Below are 17294 nucleotides of genomic sequence, written 5' to 3'. Positions count from 1 at the left end.
GCTTATCGATTTTAACCACCTCATGCTGTGAAAATAAGCGGCATAGTGGGCTGTGCCCCCCGGCATGGTTTACTGAACCGGCAGAGACAGCTGACCGGTTCTGTCTCAGGCCAGCGGATAACATCGGAATTGAACTACACTCTCCAGCGTTAGTGATTTATCCTGCCCGCCTGAGCTCATAAAAATCCTCACGGCGTGCCGGAGTAATTGACCTGGAAGCCTCATGAAAATCAGATTCCTTTCTGCCAATGAGCAAAAACTGGCGGAGGTGCGCAAAATTCTCGAGCCTGTCGGGGTCGAAGTGTTGCCCATCGCCCGTCGCATCGAAGAGATACAGACTGAAAACGAGCTGGACCTGGTGCGCGACAAACTCACCAAAGCCTTTTCCCTGATAGGGCGCCCGCTGTTTGTCGAACACACCGGCCTTTATCTGGATGGCCTGAACGGTCTGCCCGCCGGACTGACCCGCATTTTCTGGAACCGTCTGGACGCTGACCGTTTTACTGCGCTGGTACAGGGACTCGACAGCCAGGCCGTGACCGCCAAGACGGTGCTCGGCTACTGCGATGGCCGCAAAATGTATCAGTTTTCGGGTGAACTGCGCGGCACCATCGCCGCAGAACCCGCCGGCACACGTGGTTTTCAGTGGGACTGCGTGTTTATCCCTGAAGGTTACGATCAGACCTTCGCCGAAATGGGCGAACTCAAAAATGAGATCTCGATGCGGCGTATCGCGCTGGATCGCTTTGCCACCTTTTTAAAAACCTCACGGAGCGTGGCATGAAACCAGAACTCAAGCGTGCTTATGACTCCGGCAAACTGATCCTGTTCGCCGGGGCGGGTATCTCGCGCAATTTCGGTCTTCCGGAATGGCATGAACTGATTGCGCATCTTGCCAACGAGCTGGGCTACGATCCCAAAATTTTCAACACTTATGGAACGCACCTGTCGCTGGCGGAGTATTACAAACAGAAGAAAGGCTCGCTCGGCCCGCTGCGTAGCTGGATGGATCGTGAATGGCATCGACCGGATATCGATGTCCGGTCTTCTGAAATCCATACCATGATCACCCAGGGGAATTTCTCCCGTATCTACACCACCAATTATGACCGCTGGCTGGAAGCAGCGCATGACGCCAACGGTGTGCCTTATTACAAAGTGGCCAATGCGGCCGACCTCGTCTCTCTTACCGAGGACAAACGCCATATTATCAAGCTGCACGGTGACTTTGACGATGACACCTCCATCGTGCTCGATGAGAGCAGCTATTTTGAACGCCTCTATTTTGACTCGCCGCTCGATATCAAACTGACGCACGACGTCATGGGCAACTCCGTCCTCTTTGTCGGCTACAGCATCAGCGATTTCAATATCCGGTTGCTGTTTTACCGCCTGACCAAAATGTGGGGACGTACCGGGCTGGCGACCGCGCGGCCAAAATCGTACCTGTTCACCAACCGGAATAATCCGGTGGCGAAAGAGGTACTGGGGCAGTGGGGGATCGAAGTGATCGTCTCCGAAGAGGACGATCCGCGCAAAGCCCTGGCGATGTTCCTTGAGGAGTTGCTGGTGTAATCCGCCGGGTAACTGGCAGCCAGCGGCGCTGAAAAAACCGGTGGGTGGGCAGGGCTTGACTGCGCTCAACCCGTAAACGCTATTCTCTGCTGGTAATGCATCGCTGGCATGATATACTGTATGTATACACAGTACCTGAGGGCGAAAAGATGGCTGTTGAAACAAAATTTGTAGTAGTCAGAAAGGGTGAAGAGAAGATGACGTTTGCCAATAAGAAAGAGGCCGATGCCTACGACAAAATGCTCGACATGGCCGAAGCCTTCACCGACTGGCTGTTACAGCAGCAGCCTGATATGGGCGAATCTCAGGCAGAAACCCTGGGCCTGCTCATGGCCGATCAGAAAGATGCTGTTCAGCATATTCTGCGCACCAGCAAGCTGCCGGCAGCGGCCAGCGCGTCGAAGTCCGGCGCCGTTTCCGATCAGGATGCCAGCGAGCAGGCAGACGAACCCGTGACAAAGAAAGTGCGCGCCGTTAAAGCCGCATAATCCCACATTGCCGGAAGGTTCGCTTCCGGCAATGCTGTTTTTGCCTGGCCTGATGGCCCGCGCTGCTCTATGTTCTTCTCTTTTCTTCCTGGTGGTTAACCTGATAACGGGTGCTCCTGCCGCCGCCTTCCAGTTTGTAAAGACAGCCTTTTTCCACCAGATCGGCCAGATGTCGCGTTGCAGTTGCCTTACTCACCTTCGCTACTTTCTGATACTGACTGGCGCTGATGCCCAGCTCAAAACCCTGCTCCCCGCCATCCAGCAACCGGTTCATCACCTTTACCTGTTCAGGGCTTAATCCGCTTCCCTGATGCCGCAGCCAGAAACGCGCTTTCTTCTGCGTGCGTTCGATGACCTGCATCGCCTGCTGCAGGCTCTCGTTCAGGATATCCAGAAACCACACCAGCCAGGGCGTGATATCGAGGTCGCCTTTTTGCGTTTGTTCAAGAATGCGGTAATAGCCGGTTCGCTGCGCCAGAATAGCGGAAGACATGGCGTAAAGGCGAATGCTCTGGCTGTCCGCCTGCGCCAGCGCCAGATCGGTTAACGCACGGGTGATACGACCATTGCCATCATCAAACGGGTGCAGGGTGACAAACCACAAATGGCAGATGGCAGCGCGGAGCAGCGGGTCCAGCATCACATCCTGCTGGCTGCTGTTGAACCATGCAATAAACTGCGCCAGCAGGGGTTCCAGCCCGTGACGCGGCGGCGCTTCAAAATGGACCGTGGGCCTGTCAAAGCGTCCTGAAATGACCTGCATTGGCTCGCTGCCGCGCAGTGTACCGACGCTCAGGCGCTGCACCGTCCACTCATCCGCCGGAAAAAGCCAGTGATGCCATTGATAAAGACGTTCCAGCGTCAGCGGCTGGCTACGGTTATTGATCGCATCCAGCATCATGGCGGCCAGCCCTTCTGAGCGATCGGAGACCGGATAAGGCTGTGCTTCCGACACACCGAGCCGACGTGCCAGTGACGAACGTACTGACTGCACATTGACCCGCTCCTCTTCAATTGCGGAGGAGGAGAGAATATTGCTGAGCAGGGTATCCAGTGTCTGTGTTTCGCCGTCGGTTTGCAGGCTGGCACGGCCCAGCAACAGGCCGCGCTGCTGCTGGAGATGGCGGAGGCGCGGTAACAGCACCGCATCCTGCCAGTGAAAATGGGGCCAGTCCGGCTGCTGCCAGATCCAGGTAACGCTCATAAGCAGCTCACGATCAGAGTGGATGAGCCGAATAAATGAGGTTATTCGGCTCATGAAATGAGGTGATAATAGCGAATAAAAGGCTCACTGGCCAACCTGCTGACCTGGAAGAGAAGAAAAAGGGCCTGAAGGCCCTGTTTATTTAGCGGGAGAACTGCATAAAGGTGTCTGAATAGTAGTGAACGATCCAGGCGACATAGGCTAACCAGACGATCATTCCAATAGCCAGGGGCTTACTCATCATTGAACTCTCCTCGGTGACAAAGCTGCAACAGCGATGGCGATAAACTGACAGTAATACCAGGCGGCAGTATTGTTTCAGATCAAAAAAAGCCCGTTCAGCTCCAGCGCAGCATCACTATTCCAATCAATTTCCCCCCACATCCTTTCCGCCGGTCCGGCTCCGCCATTAAAGTTCAAAAAATCACCGCCGATAAAAGATCACGGGAGCACCAGAATCACAGGGAGAACAAGAAACAGGTAACTTTCAGGGGAATCGTTATGGCGAGCCACGTAACACATAAAAAAAAGATGAGCACCCGTGCCCAGATGCTGGTCATGGGCGGGCTGACAATCATGCTGGGATTCAGCGTCACCATTGGCGTCCTGAGCTGGCAGTCCGCTCGTGAACAGAAGTCGCTGGCCGAAGAGTATCTGCAGCAGATTGCACAGAGTCGCGCTCTTCAGGTTCAGCAGGCGCTAAGCCATGCACGCGATGTCGCCAGTCATCTTGGACAAAGCCTGATCGCGTTGCCCCAGGCCGGGATTACAGACAGAAAAGTTGCCGATAAGGTCATGGAATACGCACTACGTGCTAACCCTGATTACCTGTCAATGTCAGTGATATTCGAAAAAAATGCGTTTGACGGTCGCGATGCCGAGTTTGCCTCACAGCCCGGTCAGGCACCGGAAGGCCGCTACGCCTGGTTTGTGGATCGCGATGCTGCCGGCAACTACGCCATGCATCCGTTGCTCTCCTATCTGACGCCAGGTCAGGGAGACTATTATCTGATTCCGCAAAAATCACAAAAGGATACCCTGACAGAACCTTATAGCTATGCCTACAACGGCGTACCGACACTGCTCACTTCCGTTGCCGCCGCCATCATCGATCAGGGAACGTTGAAGGCGATTGTGACATCTGATATCTCCCTGGCCTCACTGCAGCAGCAGGTGAATCAGATCAAACCCTGGCAGGGCACCGGTTATGCTCTGCTGCTTTCAAATGGTGGCAAGGTGGTTTCTTCGCCGGTGAAAGAGGAAGCCGGAAAAGCGTGGAAAGGCCAGAAGGACAATTTTACCGCGAAGATTGTCGAACATTTTGATCCCGTGCTGGGTGAAAACGCACTGATGACCTGGCAGCCAGTGGTGATCGGCAACAGCGACAAACCCTGGTATCTCGGCGTGGTGGCACCCGTCAGTCAGGTGATGGCTGCTGCTGATCGGCAACGGATGTGGGCAGTACTGCTAATGGCGGTCAGTATTCTGCTGGTCGGAGCCGTACTCGGCATGCTCTTCAGCCGTAAAGTATTAAGGCCGATTGGCGGCGAGCCCATCGAGGCGGCGAACATTGCGCTGGCGGTCGCGGACGGCAAGCTGGATAACCCCATCAGCGTGAAAAAGGGCGACCGCAACAGCCTGTTCTTCGCGCTGGAAACGATGCAGAATCAGCTGCGTCAGATCGTCGGTCAGATAAAAGATGCCAGTGAATCGGTGCGGCAGGGCGCAGGGGAAATCGCCAGCGGCAACCTCAATCTGGCCTCGCGCACTGAAGAACAGGCGGCGGCCCTGGAGCAGACCGCCGCCAGCATGGAGCAGATCAGCGCCACCATCCGGCTGAACGCCGACAACGCGAAACAGGCGACCAGTCTGACCGAAAACGCCACACATATCGCCAGCCGGGGTGCCTCGCTGGTCGGCGAGGTGGTGCAGACCATGGCACAGATCGACGACAGTTCGAAAAAGATTGGCGATATTACCACCATGATTAACAGCATCGCTTTCCAGACCAATATTCTGGCCCTGAACGCGGCAGTGGAAGCGGCAAGGGCGGGAGAGCAGGGGCGCGGATTTGCGGTAGTCGCCTCGGAGGTGCGCAACCTGGCGCAGCGCAGTGCGAACGCGGTGAAAGAGATCGGTGCCCTGATCGAGGAGTCGAGCGTCCGGGTCGAAAGTGGCGTCCGGCTGGTTAACGATGCCGGTCAGACCATGCAGGCGATGATGCAGGCGGTGAGTTCAGTACAGGGAATTATTAGCGAGATGGTGACGGCCTCCGATGAACAGGCGCGCGGCATCAGCCAGATCACCATTGCCGTCAACGAGATGGATGGCACCACTCAGCAGAACGCCGCACTGGTGCAGCAGATGACGGCTGCCGCCAGCTCGCTGGAAGATCAGGCACAGCAACTGGCGCAGACAGTGGAACAGTTTCATCTGGCGTAAATCCTGCGTGCCGCCGCATCTGAAGCATGCGGCGGCTCAGGCGGTCCGCGTGCGCCGCAAGATACAAACGTTTCTGTGGCGCGCGCGAGTGTATTACCGTGGCGGGTACATCGTGTTAACCGGGTCAGCCGTCTGAATCAGCGGCTGACCTTAATGAATCACTGCTCCCTCAGCCGCACACCGCTGCTGGCGTCAAACAGGTGCATTTTGTCTGCGTTAACGGTCACGGGCAGCGTGCCACCCGGTACCGCGTCACTGCGCCCGCTGAGTTGCAGATGCAGCGGAAAGCCCTGCCAGTTGAGATGTAACAGCGTCGATTCGCCCGTGATCTCCACGATGCTGACCGTGGCGGGCTGGCCGCTGGCATCGCTGAGCAGATCGTGCGGGCGCACGCCCAGCGTGACCGGCTGATCGGCCTGCCGCTGTGCGGCGTCATGCCAGCGTCGCGGCAACGGCAGCCACTGTTCGCCACAGCGCACTCCCGGCAGGCTGTCCCGCTTCTCAAAGCGGGCCGCCAGCAGATTCATCGGCGGTGAACCGATGAATCGCGCCACAAAGGTGTTAACCGGACGGTCATAGATCGCCAGCGGCGCACCCTGCTGCACAATCACGCCCTCTTTCATCACCACAATCTGGTCCGCCAGCGTCATCGCTTCAACCTGATCGTGCGTGACATACACCATCGTCGTCCTGAAACGCTGATGCAGCGATTTTATCTCGGCACGTAGCTCCATCCTCAGCTGCGCATCAAGGTTAGAAAGCGGCTCATCGAACAGAAAAACCTGCGGATTTCGCACCATCGCCCGGCCCATCGCCACGCGCTGACGCTGTCCGCCCGACAGCGCGCGGGGATAGCGCTGCAGCAGCTGATCGATGCCCAGAATTGCCGCGATACGGGCAATTTTACTTTTCTGCTCCTCACGCTTCACCTTCTTAACCTGCATGTGAAAAGCGAGGTTTTCGGCAACGGTAAGATGCGGATAGAGCGCATAGCTCTGAAATACCATGGCGATATCGCGGTCAGCCGGATCAAGGTCGTTGATGCGCTTTTGGTCCAGCATGATCGCGCCGCCAGAAACGGTATCGAGCCCAGCCAGCAGCCGCAGTAGGGTCGATTTACCGCAGCCGGAAGGACCCACCAGCACGGTGAAACTGCCGTCGGGAATGGTTAAATCCAGTGGATGCAGCACGCTTTGTTTACCGTAACGCTTTGCCACCTGTACAAGTTCAACACGGGCCATAATCAGCGCACCTCATTGGAAAGTTGGAGTTGTTGCCAGCTGGGATAGCAGCGGGGTGAGCTGCTTATCGCCCGGGATGCCACATCGATGCCCCAGCGCAGCGCGGTATGGGATGGCTGACCGTAGAGCAGCGCGGCGAGAAATCCGGCATTGAAACTGTCACCGGCGCCGATGGTGTCGACCACCGTCACCGGCTGTGCGGCGGCATACTGCACCGAAGCGGCCGACCAGAGTCGTGCGCCCTCAGCGCCGCACTTGATCACGCAGCCGCCACGACCGCTGAGTCGCGCGGCCAGCCAGGTACCGCTTTCGTCCAGCCGGGCCGCGCCCGTTAACCCCAGTGCTTCCACCTCGTTGAGCAGCAGCCAGTCGCACGCCGCCAGCCAGTGGCCGACGTGCAGGCGAACTTCATTACTCCAGCCCGCAGGCGGCCAGCCGGTATCCACGGCCACACAGAAGCCGCGCTGCTGCAGCGTCGCCAGTAGCGTCGGGTAGTGCTGATAGAGTTCAAGGCAGAGAAAGGTACCGCACAGCAGCACGATGTCGCCCGGCATCGCCTGCGCAGGCAGCTGTGTCAGCACATCCTCTGCGGTCAGCACGGTAATATGGCCATAATTGCTGAGAAAGGATCGCTCGTTATCGGGGTGGGTCACCCCGACCGTCAGCGAGGTTTCACAGGGGTAGCGCGGCCAGTGTGCGGCGCTGTGGGGAAAATGGCTGGCAAGCCAGTGGCTGAATCCATCGTCGCCCTGATTCGCGATAGCCCGGTGGGGCACCTGCATCGCCTCCAGCGCCAGCGCGCAGTTTCCGGCAGAGCCGCCGGGGCGTAGCTCGCTGTGCTGCAGCATCACTTCCGTGCCGCGCTGCGGCCACTCGCCGAGCGTACTCATGATTAAATCGACATTGATATTGCCCACCACGTAGAGGGTGGATGCGGTAGTCCCGATCATGATTATCCCTTACTTCCGCCGCTGGTGAGACCGCTGACCAGCGTCTTTTGCAGCCAGATGGCGATGAACAGTGGCGGCACCGACGCCAGAATACCAATCGCCGCGATCAGCCCATCGTCGGTCGCGCGTCCGGCGGTAAAACCGGCGATGGCGACAGGCAGGGTCTGTGCCGAAATATTGCTGGTGAAGAGCAGTGCATAGAAAAACTCATCCCAGGCCAGCAGCCAGCCAAACAGGGCCGCCGCGCCGAGAACCGGCTTAGCCAGCGGCAGCGTGATGCGGAGCAGCACCTGCCAGAAACGCAGGCCATCCAGACGCGCAGCCTGTTCGATATCGCGCGGCAGCGCGTCGAACTGGTTTTTCAGCATCCAGGTCAGAAACGGCAGGATCAGCGAGCAGTAGACCATCACCAGACCGGGGCGGGTATTGAGCAGCCCGAGCTGCTGCAGCAGAAAGTAGAGCGGCAGCACAAAGGCCACGGGCGGCACCATATAAATCGCCAGCGCGCCGGACAGCCAGGCCTCGCGGCCGCTGTAGCGTGAGAAGCTGAACGCCGCCGGTATCGCCAGCAACAGCGAAATGGCCGTGGCGACAGTGGCGACCAGCAGGCTGTTCCCCAGCGCGTGCAGGAAAATCGTGCCCGGCTGGTTCGGTGCCAGCGAAATCAGTCTCTGATAACGGCTGAAATCCCACTGACGCGGCAGCCACTCAAGCGGCACACGTGACAGGTCGCTGGCCGAGCTGACGCTCATCAGAAACAGCCAGCCCATCGGCGCCAGAATAGAGAACGCCACCAGTAGCGCGGCCCCGTAACGCAGCACCCGGCGCAGTTTAGTTTTCATAGGCGGAACTCCGGCGGCGCTGATGCCACAACATCAGCAGATAGATCGTGATCAGCAGGGCGCACATCAGGGTCATCAGTATCGCGTAAGCGGCACCACTGCCGGCACGCAGGTAGCTGAACGACTCCTGATAGACGAAAAAACTCAGGGTTTTCGTGCTGTCGACCGGTCCGCCGCGCGTCATCACATAGATGATGTCGAATATCTTGAAGGCATCAATTGTGCGTAACACCAGTGCAACGCCCAGCGGCGCGACGATCGCCGGGAAGGTAATTGCCCGGAAACGACGCCAGGCGGACGCGCCATCCAGTCTGGCAGCTTCAAACAGATCGTCAGGGATCGACTGGAGGGCCGCCAGCACCAGCAGGGTCACCAGCGGATAGTTTTTCCAGATATCCGCGAACATCACGGCGTTCAGGGCGGCATCCGGCGATCCCAGCCAGCTGCGGTATCCGTCGAGGATGCCAGGCTGTGTAAGCAGGGCGTTGATACTGCCATAATCGGGATTAAAGTTGAGCCGCCACATCATCGCATTAACGATGGTCGGCAGTGCCCAGGGCAGGATCACCAGCACCCGCAGGATGTTGCGCCCGACAAATTTCTGGTTGAGCAGCAGCGCCACCAGTACGCCGATGATGCCCTCGAACGAGACGGAGACCACCGTGAAATAGAGCGTACGCCAGATCGACGCCCGGAAATCAGGATCGCCGAGCGCATAGAGGTAATTTTCAAGCCCCACCCAGACCGGCGCCTCACCACTGCCAATCAGCGCAGCATCAGTAAAGCTCAACCAGATGGTACGCAGCAGCGGCCAGGCAGTGAGCAGCAGCATCACCAGCAGCATGGGTGCCAGCAGCACCCATGCCTGACGCTGTTCGCGTTGACGCAGACTCAGCATCATGGCTCCTTAACGCAGCCGGGCGGCGCTTTTATCCACGGTTGCCATCGCATCCTGGGCCGGGATTTTGCCAAGTAACACCTGCTGCAACTGCTGCTGGAGCTGGTTTGAGAGGCGGGAGTAGTCAGCTTTTTCCGGACGTGACAACATCACGTTCAGCGATTTGTCCGCCGCCGCAATCAGGCTTTCCTGGTCTTTTTTCACCGCCTCATCCTGATAAGAGGATTTCCAGATCGGCAGGCTCAGCTTCGCGTACTGATTCTGCACGGGCTGGGAGGTCATATACTGAATGTACTGCCAGGCTTCATCAGGATGCGTACTGCCTTTGGCGATCCCCAGTCCCATCGATCCATTCACCGCCCCGACTTTACCCGGTGCATCGCCTGGCGCAGGCATGATGCCTACATCGCCCGCGACTTTACTCTGCTTCGGATCGTTCGCCATGTTGTACATGTAGGTCCAGTTCAGCGCGAACGCCGCGTCGCCATTAGAAAATGACTTGCGGACATCCTCTTCCAGATATTCACGCGAAGCCGGATTGCTCAGGCCTTCATCGAGCGAGCTTTTCATCAGATTCAGTGCTTTCAGTGAGGCCGGGCTGGAGAAGTTAAGTTTACCGTTCTGGTAGAACTGCCCGCCAAAGCCGGATACCAGCGTGGTGTAATCGCACACCAGCGCCTCAGCCTGCGACCAGCTCCAGACCAGCGGATAGGTGACGATCTGTTTCTGCTTGATAATTTTCGCGTCATCCAGAACCTGCTGCCAGGTCTGCGGTGGGGTAGTAATGCCCGCTTTCGCCAGCATCGCCTTATTGTAATAGAGGTATTTGGTGTCTAGGATCCACGGCATGCCCAGGGTTTTACCTTTGTAGACCACCGTGTTCATCGCGCCCGGAAAGACCTTCTCTTTCTCCTCTGGCGTAATGCGGGCGCTGACATCCTGCAGCAGGTCAAAACGGGCAAACTCGGCCGGCCAGATAGCGTCGAACAGCACCACATCGTAGCCGTTACCGCCGGCACCGCGCGCCGCCACGATCTTGTCATGCAGTGCTTCGTAAGGAACAAACTCAAGATTGACGCTGATATCGGGATGCTGCTGCTGGAAACTCTGCGTCATCGCGCGGATATCATTTTCGCTGTAAGCCGCCTGAGTCATAAACAGGGCATTGATCTGGCTGGCCGCCGCCACACTGCCTGCGCTGAACATCAGTAAGGCAGCAAAACCGGCTTTCAGTTGGGGGATGTAATGCTGTGACATGGTCTTCTCCACTATGCAGCAACAGGCTGTCGGTTAATTAAATCAATTTGATTGATTTAATCCGGGGCGTAAACGGGGCCATCGGGTGAAATGGCCTGAGAGACAGAAGCAAACGGCGTGCCACTCAGTTCGCGGTTCGTGAACATTTCCGTAACAACGCTGAAACACAGACTGCGCTTTTATGGCAAAATTGCCTATCGCAACGCGCCAGAATTGCGTACAGCATCAAAGATATTGTTTGCCCGACCAGCTCCGTGGCTCAATACTGTCAGGCCCCGCTGTAATGGAAAACAACATGAAAACCTCGGGAACCAACCTTGAACATGCGCGGGCGCACAACCGGCGTGTGGTAATTGAAGCCATTCGTCTGCACGGGGAGTTGACCCGGGCCGAGCTGGCCCGCATGACGTCGCTGACGCCGCAGACCGTGTCAAACATCGTGGCCGAACTGGAGCAGGCCGGGCTGCTGACCAGCCGCCAGCCACGCCGCAGCGGACGGGGCCAGCCCTCGATTCCGGTCACGATTAATCCTACCAGTGCCTGGTCCATCGGCATTCACCTCGATCATCAGACGCTGCTGTTGGTACTGGTCGATCTCAGCGGCGAAGTCCACTTTCGTCGCCTTGTGATGGTGCAGAAGCCCCAGCCGGCTGCCACGCTGGCGTGCATTGCCGACGTGCTGGCGGAGATGCGCTTTTTCCTGGGCGCGCAGTGGCAGAAGGTGCTGGGGATTGGCGTGGTGATGCCGGGGCCGTTTGGCGTGGAGGGCATTTCTTCGGTCGGACCGACCACGCTGAATGGCTGGGAACAGGTCGATATTGAGGCGGAGCTGACCGCCATCAGCGGTCTGCCGGTCACGCTGGAAAACGATGCCACGGTCGCCGCCATTGGGGAACGCTTTCACGGCTGTGCCCGCCATCTCAACTCCTTTATCTATCTCTATATCGGCACTGGCCTGGGCGCCGGGATCTTCACCGACGGTCATCTCTACACCGGCCACGCTCATAATGCGGGGGAAATCGGTCATATCGTGGTGGAGCCGGGTGGCCGCGCCTGTTACTGCGGCAATCAGGGGTGCCTGGAACGTTATGTCTCGCTGCAGGCTGCTTATGAGTTCTGCGGCCTCGATCCGATGCGGGCGCTGCCAGAAGATCTGCTGCAGACTGAACCTTCACGTTTCACGGCCTGGATCGAGAGCGTGACCACGCCACTCCGTCAGGCGATCAATATTCTGGAGTCGGTGTTTGATGCTGAGGCGGTGATTATCGGCGGCATGATGCCTGCGCCGTTACTGGAACAGATGGTTGAGCGACTGCCGCCTCTCTATCAGTCGGTACGCGGGCGTTATCTTCTGGATATGCGACTGAAGCGGGGCATGACTGGCAGTGACACGGCGGCGCTGGGTGCGGCCGCCTTGCCGATTTTCGATGAGTTTAACCCGCAGTTTCAGGTGCTGATGAAGTAGGCGGGAAAGTGGGCGCTGTTGCAGGCAACAGCGCCGGCTAGATTAACCCGGGAAGATCCCGCGATCTTTACGTGCCATCAGAATGCGCTCACAGGCCACGATATAAGCCGCGGTGCGCAGTGAGCACGCTTTCTCCTTCGACTTCTCCCAGACGTGTACCATGGCTTCCGTCATGATTTTATCGGAGCGGCGATTGATCTCCTCTTCGCTCCAGAAGAAGCTGGCCATATCCTGCACCCACTCGAAGTAACTGACGGTCACACCGCCCGCATTACAGACCACATCCGGCACCACGATAATACCGCGAGTGGCCAGCATATCATCTGCATCCGGATAGGTCGGGCCGTTAGCGCCTTCCAGTATCAGTTTGCAACTCAGGATTTCCGCACGTTCGCGGGTAATCTGACCTTCCAGCGCGGCGGGGATCAGGATATCCATTTCAGTGGTCCAGAACGCCTCTTTTTCAATGCTCTCTGCACCCGGGAAACCCGCAATCTGCTTGTGAGCAATCTGCCATTCGGTCAGCGCCGTCATATCGATGCCGTCGGCGTTGAACAGCGTTGCGGTATGGTCCTGAATCACCACCACACGCGCACCCGCTTCATCAAACAGACGGGCGGCTTCACTGCCAACGTTACCGAAGCCCTGAACCGCCACGCGTGCGCCTTCGATCTCAATTCCTGCGCGTCGCGCCACTTCACGTCCGGTGATAAACACGCCGCGACCCGTGGCTTTTTCACGACCCAGCGAGCCGCCCAGATGAATCGGTTTGCCGGTGACCACGCCTGTTACGGTGGTGCCGAGGTTCATGGAGTAGGTGTCCATCATCCACGCCATCACTTTGCTGTTGGTGCCTACGTCCGGCGCCGGAATATCTTTCTGCGGCCCGATGATGATGCCAATTTCGCTGGTGTAACGGCGGGTCAGACGCTCAAGCTCACTTTCAGACAGTTTGAAAGGATCGACACGGATGCCGCCCTTAGCGCCGCCGTAAGGCAGGTTAACCGCCGCACATTTGATGGTCATCCATGCAGAGAGCGCCATCACTTCATTAAGATCTACATCCGGATGAAAGCGAATCCCTCCTTTACCCGGTCCGCGCGAAAGGTTGTGCTGAACGCGATAGCCTTCAAAATGTCGAATCGAGCCATCATCCATCTGCAGAGGGATATCGACAATCAACGCGCGTTTAGGATGACGCAAAGTATCTATCCAACGTGAAAGGTCGCCCAGGTAGGGCGCCACCCGGTCAATTTGCTGCAGGTAGGTGGACCAGGCAGATGTGCTGCTTTCAGACGCATAAGATAACTTATCCATAAAAAACCTTTCTTAATGAAGTTATTTATTGTGTGGAGCCGTGGATGGTAAGCGCATTGTAGGGCGCGGACATAATCTAACACTCCTGAAACAAATAAGATGTGGCATTGAACAGGCTTGCGGCGCGTCATGCCCCTTTTTGGGGCAGGATAAATGAATAGATTGGTGGATAAGCAGCGTCAGTGGCGAATAATGATGCGCTAAGAGTGCGTATTTGCTGCATAGCGAGAAAAAATCACTATCTTTCAAATCTTTGAAGGCGTTCAAAAAGTTAAATAATTGATCGCTGCCATGTTGACTTTACTGCACCAATTAGGTGCATGAGGATAAATAATCAACGCATTACAAAAAGTAATGAAAATGGCGAAATTTGGTAAGGTGAATCAGTGAGTTAAAGGTGAGGCGGGCATAATGCGTTCAGAGAACATAAGGCGCAGACCAGCCCGGAATGGCTGGTCTGATGTGTTACTGCTGCAAAGCCTGTTCAGCGGCCTTGAGTTCCTGCTGCGCTTCAGCCAGTTTATCTTCACGCTTCTGAATTTTGCTGGCGCTGCGGCCTTCCGCTTTTGCTTTTGCCAGCGCCTGTTCACGCTCCAGTACCTTGCGCTTTTTCTCAGCAACTTTTTCCTGACGCTGCTTCAGCAGGCTGCTTTCAGTGCAGTGATGCTCCACCTCACGCAGCGCTTTCTCAAGGCCAGCAGCCTGCTGGCTGTTGTTATACTGGCGGGCAAAAGAGAGCTGGGTTTTAATCTCCTGTTTTTTAGCTGCACAGCCGGTCAGGTCAGAAGCCGCGTGTGCAGCCGTAAAAGAGAGAGGAAACAGGCAGAAACCAAAAACCATCAATGTCTTTTTCATCAGTGTCTCGTCAATGAGTCAGGGTTGAGCCACCAGTATACGGCGCCACCTTAAGAGAGTCTTAACGGAAAAGAATATACGCTGGCGGAGACAGCAGGATGAGAGCTGCCTGCGGTCAGGCAGCGCTGGACGCTGAAGAGTGGGAATAAAGCAGATTACGATCGGGACCGGAAAGCATGACTGGATGCCCCGCATGCGATTCCTGTTCGAAATAGTCCTGCATCGCCTGACTAATCCCGGCTCCACACCACATAATATGATGCTCATGATTCTGAGTTTTTTGAGCAGGCTGACCACTTGCGTGGGAGTCTACCACCACATTGAAACCCATTGCTGACAGACGAATGGCTTCAAGCCATATCTCCGTTTTATCCATCACGCTTACCGCTTCAAGAAACAGCGGAACCGCACGAACATCACGTGCGGCGGCACGCATTACCCGGTCCGCCTGCTGCTGGACAGTCTGTTCGAAACGATGGAGGCGTCGGGCTGCGCCCTGACGATGGTCAGCATGCAGCCAGGCGCTCAAAGGCCGCAGCAGATTGATAATGAAATCATCGCCGCTGTAGTTACTGGCCATATTGCGCATCTCACGGGACAGTGACAGCGGTGTGCCGAATTCCAGCTGCCAGAGCATGTCACCCTTGCGTGCCGCCCAGCCTTGCGTGCTGACCGTCGCTGCAGTCTGCTGACTCTGCCGGATCTCCTCCAGCGTGGCGCCTGTTGCTGTTAAGCTCACCAGGGCGTGAATTTCGCTGAGCTGAGCATCACTCCAGCTTTGCGGGTCTGGCTGTGACGTCAGCAGCCCCTGTTTCATCCAGCGTTTGAGATTCGCAGGATGCGTACCGGTAAAGGCACAAATTGTATCAGTCGTATGTAATTGCATATCGAACCCTCTGTTGAGGGAGTGGCCGCCGGGATAGCCTCCGGGGATGAACCTCCACTATGAACCTGATCAAAAGAAATTGACAGGGGGGCAGAGCAAATCGGAACCCGATATCCAGCCATTTGCAAAGGCATCTATAAGCCCTGACAGAGAAAGAGGTCGGGCAAATCAGCAGCTTAAATTGCGTTTCCGGAAATTAAAAAAAGACTGTGTATATATTCAGTAAAAAAACTTTACGTAAATTGCCACATCAGCTCAGCCTCTCAGGCGTTTTTTAAGAGCATGCTGACTTTTTCTCCCCTTACATCCGGCAGGTAACCCTTTAAAATAGACGGTTCTGATAATCAGGAGAATGAGTGCCCAATGCGTTATCGTTTTACTCTCGCCGTTGTAACGGCTGCCGCTGTACTGACCGGCTGTGCGAAACATGCTCCCGTTGAAGCCACTGATGAATTTGCTGCTGGCCCGACGCAGATTGATGTCTCACATATCAAGACCCGCACAGATGATGGCTCCAGCGTTTTCCTGACAGTAGATGGGAAAGAGGCGGGCAAACTGCCAAATGGTGAAAGCAAGCTGCTGCATGTAACCGCAGGCAAACACCAGGTGGGCGGATATGTGGCAACGCTGTTTGGCCTGGGCAGAGTGACAATTGCTCCGATTGAAGTGACCACGTCACCACAGGATGTCAAAAAAGTGGCTTATCGAGTGACGCGCAACAAAGCCGCCTTTGTTGAAAGTAAAGAGCAGGGCTGATTCAGCGCTGGCGGAGAGCAATGCTCTCCGCTGGATAGGCAACGACTATAAGCCCAGCTCGCTCAGTGACGGATGGTCATCAGGACGACGCCCCTGAGGCCAGTGAAACAGCCGTTGCGCTTCGCTGATTTTCAGGTCGTTGATGCTGGCAAAACGCTGCGTCATCAGACCCTGCTCATCGAATGCCCAGTTCTCATTACCATAAGAGCGATACCACTGCCGCTGCTCATCATGCCATTCATAGGCGAAGCGCACCGCAATCCGGTTCTGATCAAAACTCCACAGCTCTTTTATCAGCCTGTACTCCTGCTCCCGCTGCCACTTTTGCTGCAGGAAGGCGATGATCTCTGCCCGGCCAGTCAGAAAGGTATCACGATTGCGCCACTGACTTTCCACAGAGTAGGCCAGGGCGACCCGCTCGACGTCGCGACTGTTCCAGCCATCTTCGGCCAGCCGCACTTTTTTAATCGCCTGTTCAGGCCGGGTGAAGGGTGGTAAAGGCGGACGAGACTGTTCCATCGTTTTCTCCATAATGGCGCTGATTCGCGCCTTATCAGCCTGAGTCAGTTGCCGGTCAGAGTTCAAGGGCGTGGATCTGACAGACCGCCCGCGCCGCTTCCTGGCCTTTTTTCACAAAGTGCTGGGTATAGAAGTCGATAAACTCGGCGGAGGGCTGGAAATTATGCGGCGTAAGCGACACTGAGAAGACAGGTACATTGGTTGCCAGCTGCGCCTGCATCAGACCACTGACCACTGCCTGTGCAACGAAATCGTGGCGATAGATACCGCCATCCACCACCAGGGCTGCACAGACGATCGCATCATATTTGCCGGTCTGCGCCAGACGCTGCGCCAGCAGCGGCATTTCGAAAGCGCCCGGCACATCCCATGTCTTGATCTCACAGGCCGCTCCGCGGCTTTCCATTTCCTGTTCAAACCCGGTCAGGACCTGTGAAACAATTTCGCTATGCCAGTTAGCTTTGATAAAGGCGACTTTCAACGGCTGCATGACTTACTCCAGTAAAAGATGATAACGAGCCAGATTAGCCCTCTGGCCCCGAATAAAAAGGCATCTGGCAGGCCGGTAACCTGCTGACTGCCTTCACTATACTGCAATG

At 56.5% G+C, this 17294-nt stretch carries 17 protein-coding genes; 6 read left to right on the top strand and 11 right to left on the bottom strand.

The annotated features are described in order from the left end of the window. The first annotated feature begins 223 nt into the window (after window positions 1-223). From RT657_RS07170 to RT657_RS07160, 3 genes are all read left to right on the top strand, one after another. Entirely contained in the window at window positions 224-784 is a 561-nt protein-coding gene (locus RT657_RS07170) for a non-canonical purine NTP pyrophosphatase (RefSeq protein WP_313653397.1), read from the top strand. Next, the gene (locus RT657_RS07165) at window positions 781-1575 is read left to right on the top strand and encodes an SIR2 family protein (protein ID WP_111138400.1); all 795 of its coding nucleotides are present in this window, start codon (window positions 781-783) and stop codon (window positions 1573-1575) included. The genes RT657_RS07170 and RT657_RS07165 overlap by 4 nt, the downstream gene beginning before the upstream one ends. A 149-nt stretch (window positions 1576-1724) precedes the next feature. Further along, a complete protein-coding gene (locus RT657_RS07160) occupies window positions 1725-2063 on the top strand; it encodes a YebG family protein (RefSeq protein WP_313653396.1) in 339 nt (112 codons plus the stop codon). Between the two features lie 67 nt (window positions 2064-2130). Here RT657_RS07160 and RT657_RS07155 read toward each other — a convergent pair whose 3' ends face one another. After that, a complete protein-coding gene (locus RT657_RS07155; protein WP_313653395.1) occupies window positions 2131-3267 on the bottom strand; it encodes a Fic family protein in 1137 nt (378 codons plus the stop codon). Window positions 3268-3768: 501 nt separating this feature from the next. Here RT657_RS07155 and RT657_RS07150 point away from each other — a divergent pair. Then, on the top strand, window positions 3769-5709 hold the full coding sequence (locus RT657_RS07150; protein ID WP_313653394.1) for a methyl-accepting chemotaxis protein: 1941 nt from the start codon (window positions 3769-3771) through the stop codon (window positions 5707-5709). 158 nt (window positions 5710-5867) lie between these two features. Here the strand turns inward: RT657_RS07150 and RT657_RS07145 are convergent, their stop codons facing one another. Genes RT657_RS07145 through RT657_RS07125 form a run of 5 tightly spaced genes read right to left on the bottom strand, consistent with a single transcriptional unit; the run spans window position 5868 to window position 10897 of the window. Further along, window positions 5868-6950, bottom strand: coding sequence for a sn-glycerol-3-phosphate ABC transporter ATP-binding protein UgpC (locus RT657_RS07145; RefSeq protein ID WP_313653393.1), 1083 nt, complete (start codon window positions 6948-6950; stop codon window positions 5868-5870). 2 nt (window positions 6951-6952) lie between these two features. After that, window positions 6953-7900 (bottom strand): carbohydrate kinase family protein, encoded by a 948-nt coding sequence (locus RT657_RS07140; RefSeq protein ID WP_313653391.1) that lies wholly within the window; start codon window positions 7898-7900, stop codon window positions 6953-6955. A 2-nt stretch (window positions 7901-7902) separates the two neighbouring features. After that, window positions 7903-8742 carry a carbohydrate ABC transporter permease gene (locus RT657_RS07135; RefSeq protein WP_313653389.1) on the bottom strand — a complete coding sequence of 280 codons (840 nt, stop codon included), beginning with the start codon at window positions 8740-8742 and terminating at the stop codon, window positions 7903-7905. Next, on the bottom strand, window positions 8732-9640 hold the full coding sequence (locus tag RT657_RS07130) for a sugar ABC transporter permease (RefSeq protein ID WP_313653387.1): 909 nt from the start codon (window positions 9638-9640) through the stop codon (window positions 8732-8734). Before RT657_RS07130 ends, RT657_RS07135 begins: the two co-directional genes overlap by 11 nt. A gap of 9 nt (window positions 9641-9649) precedes the next feature. Next, the gene (locus tag RT657_RS07125) at window positions 9650-10897 is read right to left on the bottom strand and encodes an extracellular solute-binding protein (RefSeq protein ID WP_313653386.1); all 1248 of its coding nucleotides are present in this window, start codon (window positions 10895-10897) and stop codon (window positions 9650-9652) included. Between the two features lie 295 nt (window positions 10898-11192). Between RT657_RS07125 and RT657_RS07120 the strand changes: the two genes are divergently transcribed. Next, window positions 11193-12362, top strand: a complete 1170-nt coding sequence (locus RT657_RS07120; RefSeq protein ID WP_313653384.1) for an ROK family transcriptional regulator — start codon at window positions 11193-11195, stop codon at window positions 12360-12362. A 42-nt stretch (window positions 12363-12404) separates the two neighbouring features. Here the strand turns inward: RT657_RS07120 and RT657_RS07115 are convergent, their stop codons facing one another. From RT657_RS07115 to RT657_RS07105, 3 genes are all read right to left on the bottom strand, one after another. Next, window positions 12405-13679, bottom strand: coding sequence for a Glu/Leu/Phe/Val dehydrogenase (locus RT657_RS07115; RefSeq protein ID WP_313653382.1), 1275 nt, complete (start codon window positions 13677-13679; stop codon window positions 12405-12407). A gap of 465 nt (window positions 13680-14144) precedes the next feature. After that, complete coding sequence (locus RT657_RS07110; RefSeq protein WP_313653381.1) at window positions 14145-14534, bottom strand: DUF1090 domain-containing protein; 390 nt, start codon at window positions 14532-14534, stop codon at window positions 14145-14147. Window positions 14535-14649: 115 nt separating this feature from the next. Next, entirely contained in the window at window positions 14650-15420 is a 771-nt protein-coding gene (locus RT657_RS07105) for a transcriptional regulator (protein ID WP_313653380.1), read from the bottom strand. 363 nt (window positions 15421-15783) lie between these two features. On the opposite strand from RT657_RS07105, the gene RT657_RS07100 reads away from it, so the two are divergent. Beyond that, window positions 15784-16176 carry a hypothetical protein gene (locus RT657_RS07100; RefSeq protein ID WP_313653379.1) on the top strand — a complete coding sequence of 131 codons (393 nt, stop codon included), beginning with the start codon at window positions 15784-15786 and terminating at the stop codon, window positions 16174-16176. A gap of 45 nt (window positions 16177-16221) precedes the next feature. Here the strand turns inward: RT657_RS07100 and RT657_RS07095 are convergent, their stop codons facing one another. Both RT657_RS07095 and RT657_RS07090 read right to left on the bottom strand, forming a co-directional pair. After that, entirely contained in the window at window positions 16222-16695 is a 474-nt protein-coding gene (locus RT657_RS07095) for a nuclear transport factor 2 family protein (RefSeq protein ID WP_313653377.1), read from the bottom strand. Between the two features lie 55 nt (window positions 16696-16750). Beyond that, window positions 16751-17185: a 6,7-dimethyl-8-ribityllumazine synthase gene (locus RT657_RS07090; protein ID WP_313653376.1), complete on the bottom strand. Its 435-nt coding sequence runs from the start codon at window positions 17183-17185 to the stop codon at window positions 16751-16753. Between the last annotated feature and the right edge of the window lie 109 nt (window positions 17186-17294).

Origin of the sequence: Pantoea sp., from assembly GCF_032114055.1 — a bacterium.
Classification (GTDB): domain Bacteria; phylum Pseudomonadota; class Gammaproteobacteria; order Enterobacterales; family Enterobacteriaceae; genus Pantoea.
Note: the sequence above shows the minus strand (reverse complement) of the source record. Positions and strands in the feature narration are given on the sequence as shown.

Excerpts from the sequence above, each read along its gene's own strand:
- RT657_RS07160 (WP_313653396.1), top strand. The coding sequence starts at position 1,725 with ATGGCTGTTGAAACAAAATTTGTAGTAGTCAGAAAGGGTGAAGAGAAG.
- RT657_RS07155 (WP_313653395.1), bottom strand. The coding sequence starts at position 3,267 with ATGAGCGTTACCTGGATCTGGCAGCAGCCGGACTGGCCCCATTTTCAC.
- RT657_RS07140 (WP_313653391.1), bottom strand. The coding sequence starts at position 7,900 with ATGATCGGGACTACCGCATCCACCCTCTACGTGGTGGGCAATATCAAT.
- RT657_RS07170 (WP_313653397.1), top strand. The coding sequence starts at position 224 with ATGAAAATCAGATTCCTTTCTGCCAATGAGCAAAAACTGGCGGAGGTG.
- RT657_RS07145 (WP_313653393.1), bottom strand. The coding sequence starts at position 6,950 with ATGGCCCGTGTTGAACTTGTACAGGTGGCAAAGCGTTACGGTAAACAA.
- RT657_RS07105 (WP_313653380.1), bottom strand. The coding sequence starts at position 15,420 with ATGCAATTACATACGACTGATACAATTTGTGCCTTTACCGGTACGCAT.
- RT657_RS07110 (WP_313653381.1), bottom strand. The coding sequence starts at position 14,534 with ATGAAAAAGACATTGATGGTTTTTGGTTTCTGCCTGTTTCCTCTCTCT.
- RT657_RS07130 (WP_313653387.1), bottom strand. The coding sequence starts at position 9,640 with ATGCTGAGTCTGCGTCAACGCGAACAGCGTCAGGCATGGGTGCTGCTG.
- RT657_RS07095 (WP_313653377.1), bottom strand. The coding sequence starts at position 16,695 with ATGGAACAGTCTCGTCCGCCTTTACCACCCTTCACCCGGCCTGAACAG.
- RT657_RS07120 (WP_313653384.1), top strand. The coding sequence starts at position 11,193 with ATGAAAACCTCGGGAACCAACCTTGAACATGCGCGGGCGCACAACCGG.
- RT657_RS07100 (WP_313653379.1), top strand. The coding sequence starts at position 15,784 with ATGCGTTATCGTTTTACTCTCGCCGTTGTAACGGCTGCCGCTGTACTG.
- RT657_RS07150 (WP_313653394.1), top strand. The coding sequence starts at position 3,769 with ATGGCGAGCCACGTAACACATAAAAAAAAGATGAGCACCCGTGCCCAG.
- RT657_RS07090 (WP_313653376.1), bottom strand. The coding sequence starts at position 17,185 with ATGCAGCCGTTGAAAGTCGCCTTTATCAAAGCTAACTGGCATAGCGAA.
- RT657_RS07115 (WP_313653382.1), bottom strand. The coding sequence starts at position 13,679 with ATGGATAAGTTATCTTATGCGTCTGAAAGCAGCACATCTGCCTGGTCC.
- RT657_RS07125 (WP_313653386.1), bottom strand. The coding sequence starts at position 10,897 with ATGTCACAGCATTACATCCCCCAACTGAAAGCCGGTTTTGCTGCCTTA.
- RT657_RS07165 (WP_111138400.1), top strand. The coding sequence starts at position 781 with ATGAAACCAGAACTCAAGCGTGCTTATGACTCCGGCAAACTGATCCTG.
- RT657_RS07135 (WP_313653389.1), bottom strand. The coding sequence starts at position 8,742 with ATGAAAACTAAACTGCGCCGGGTGCTGCGTTACGGGGCCGCGCTACTG.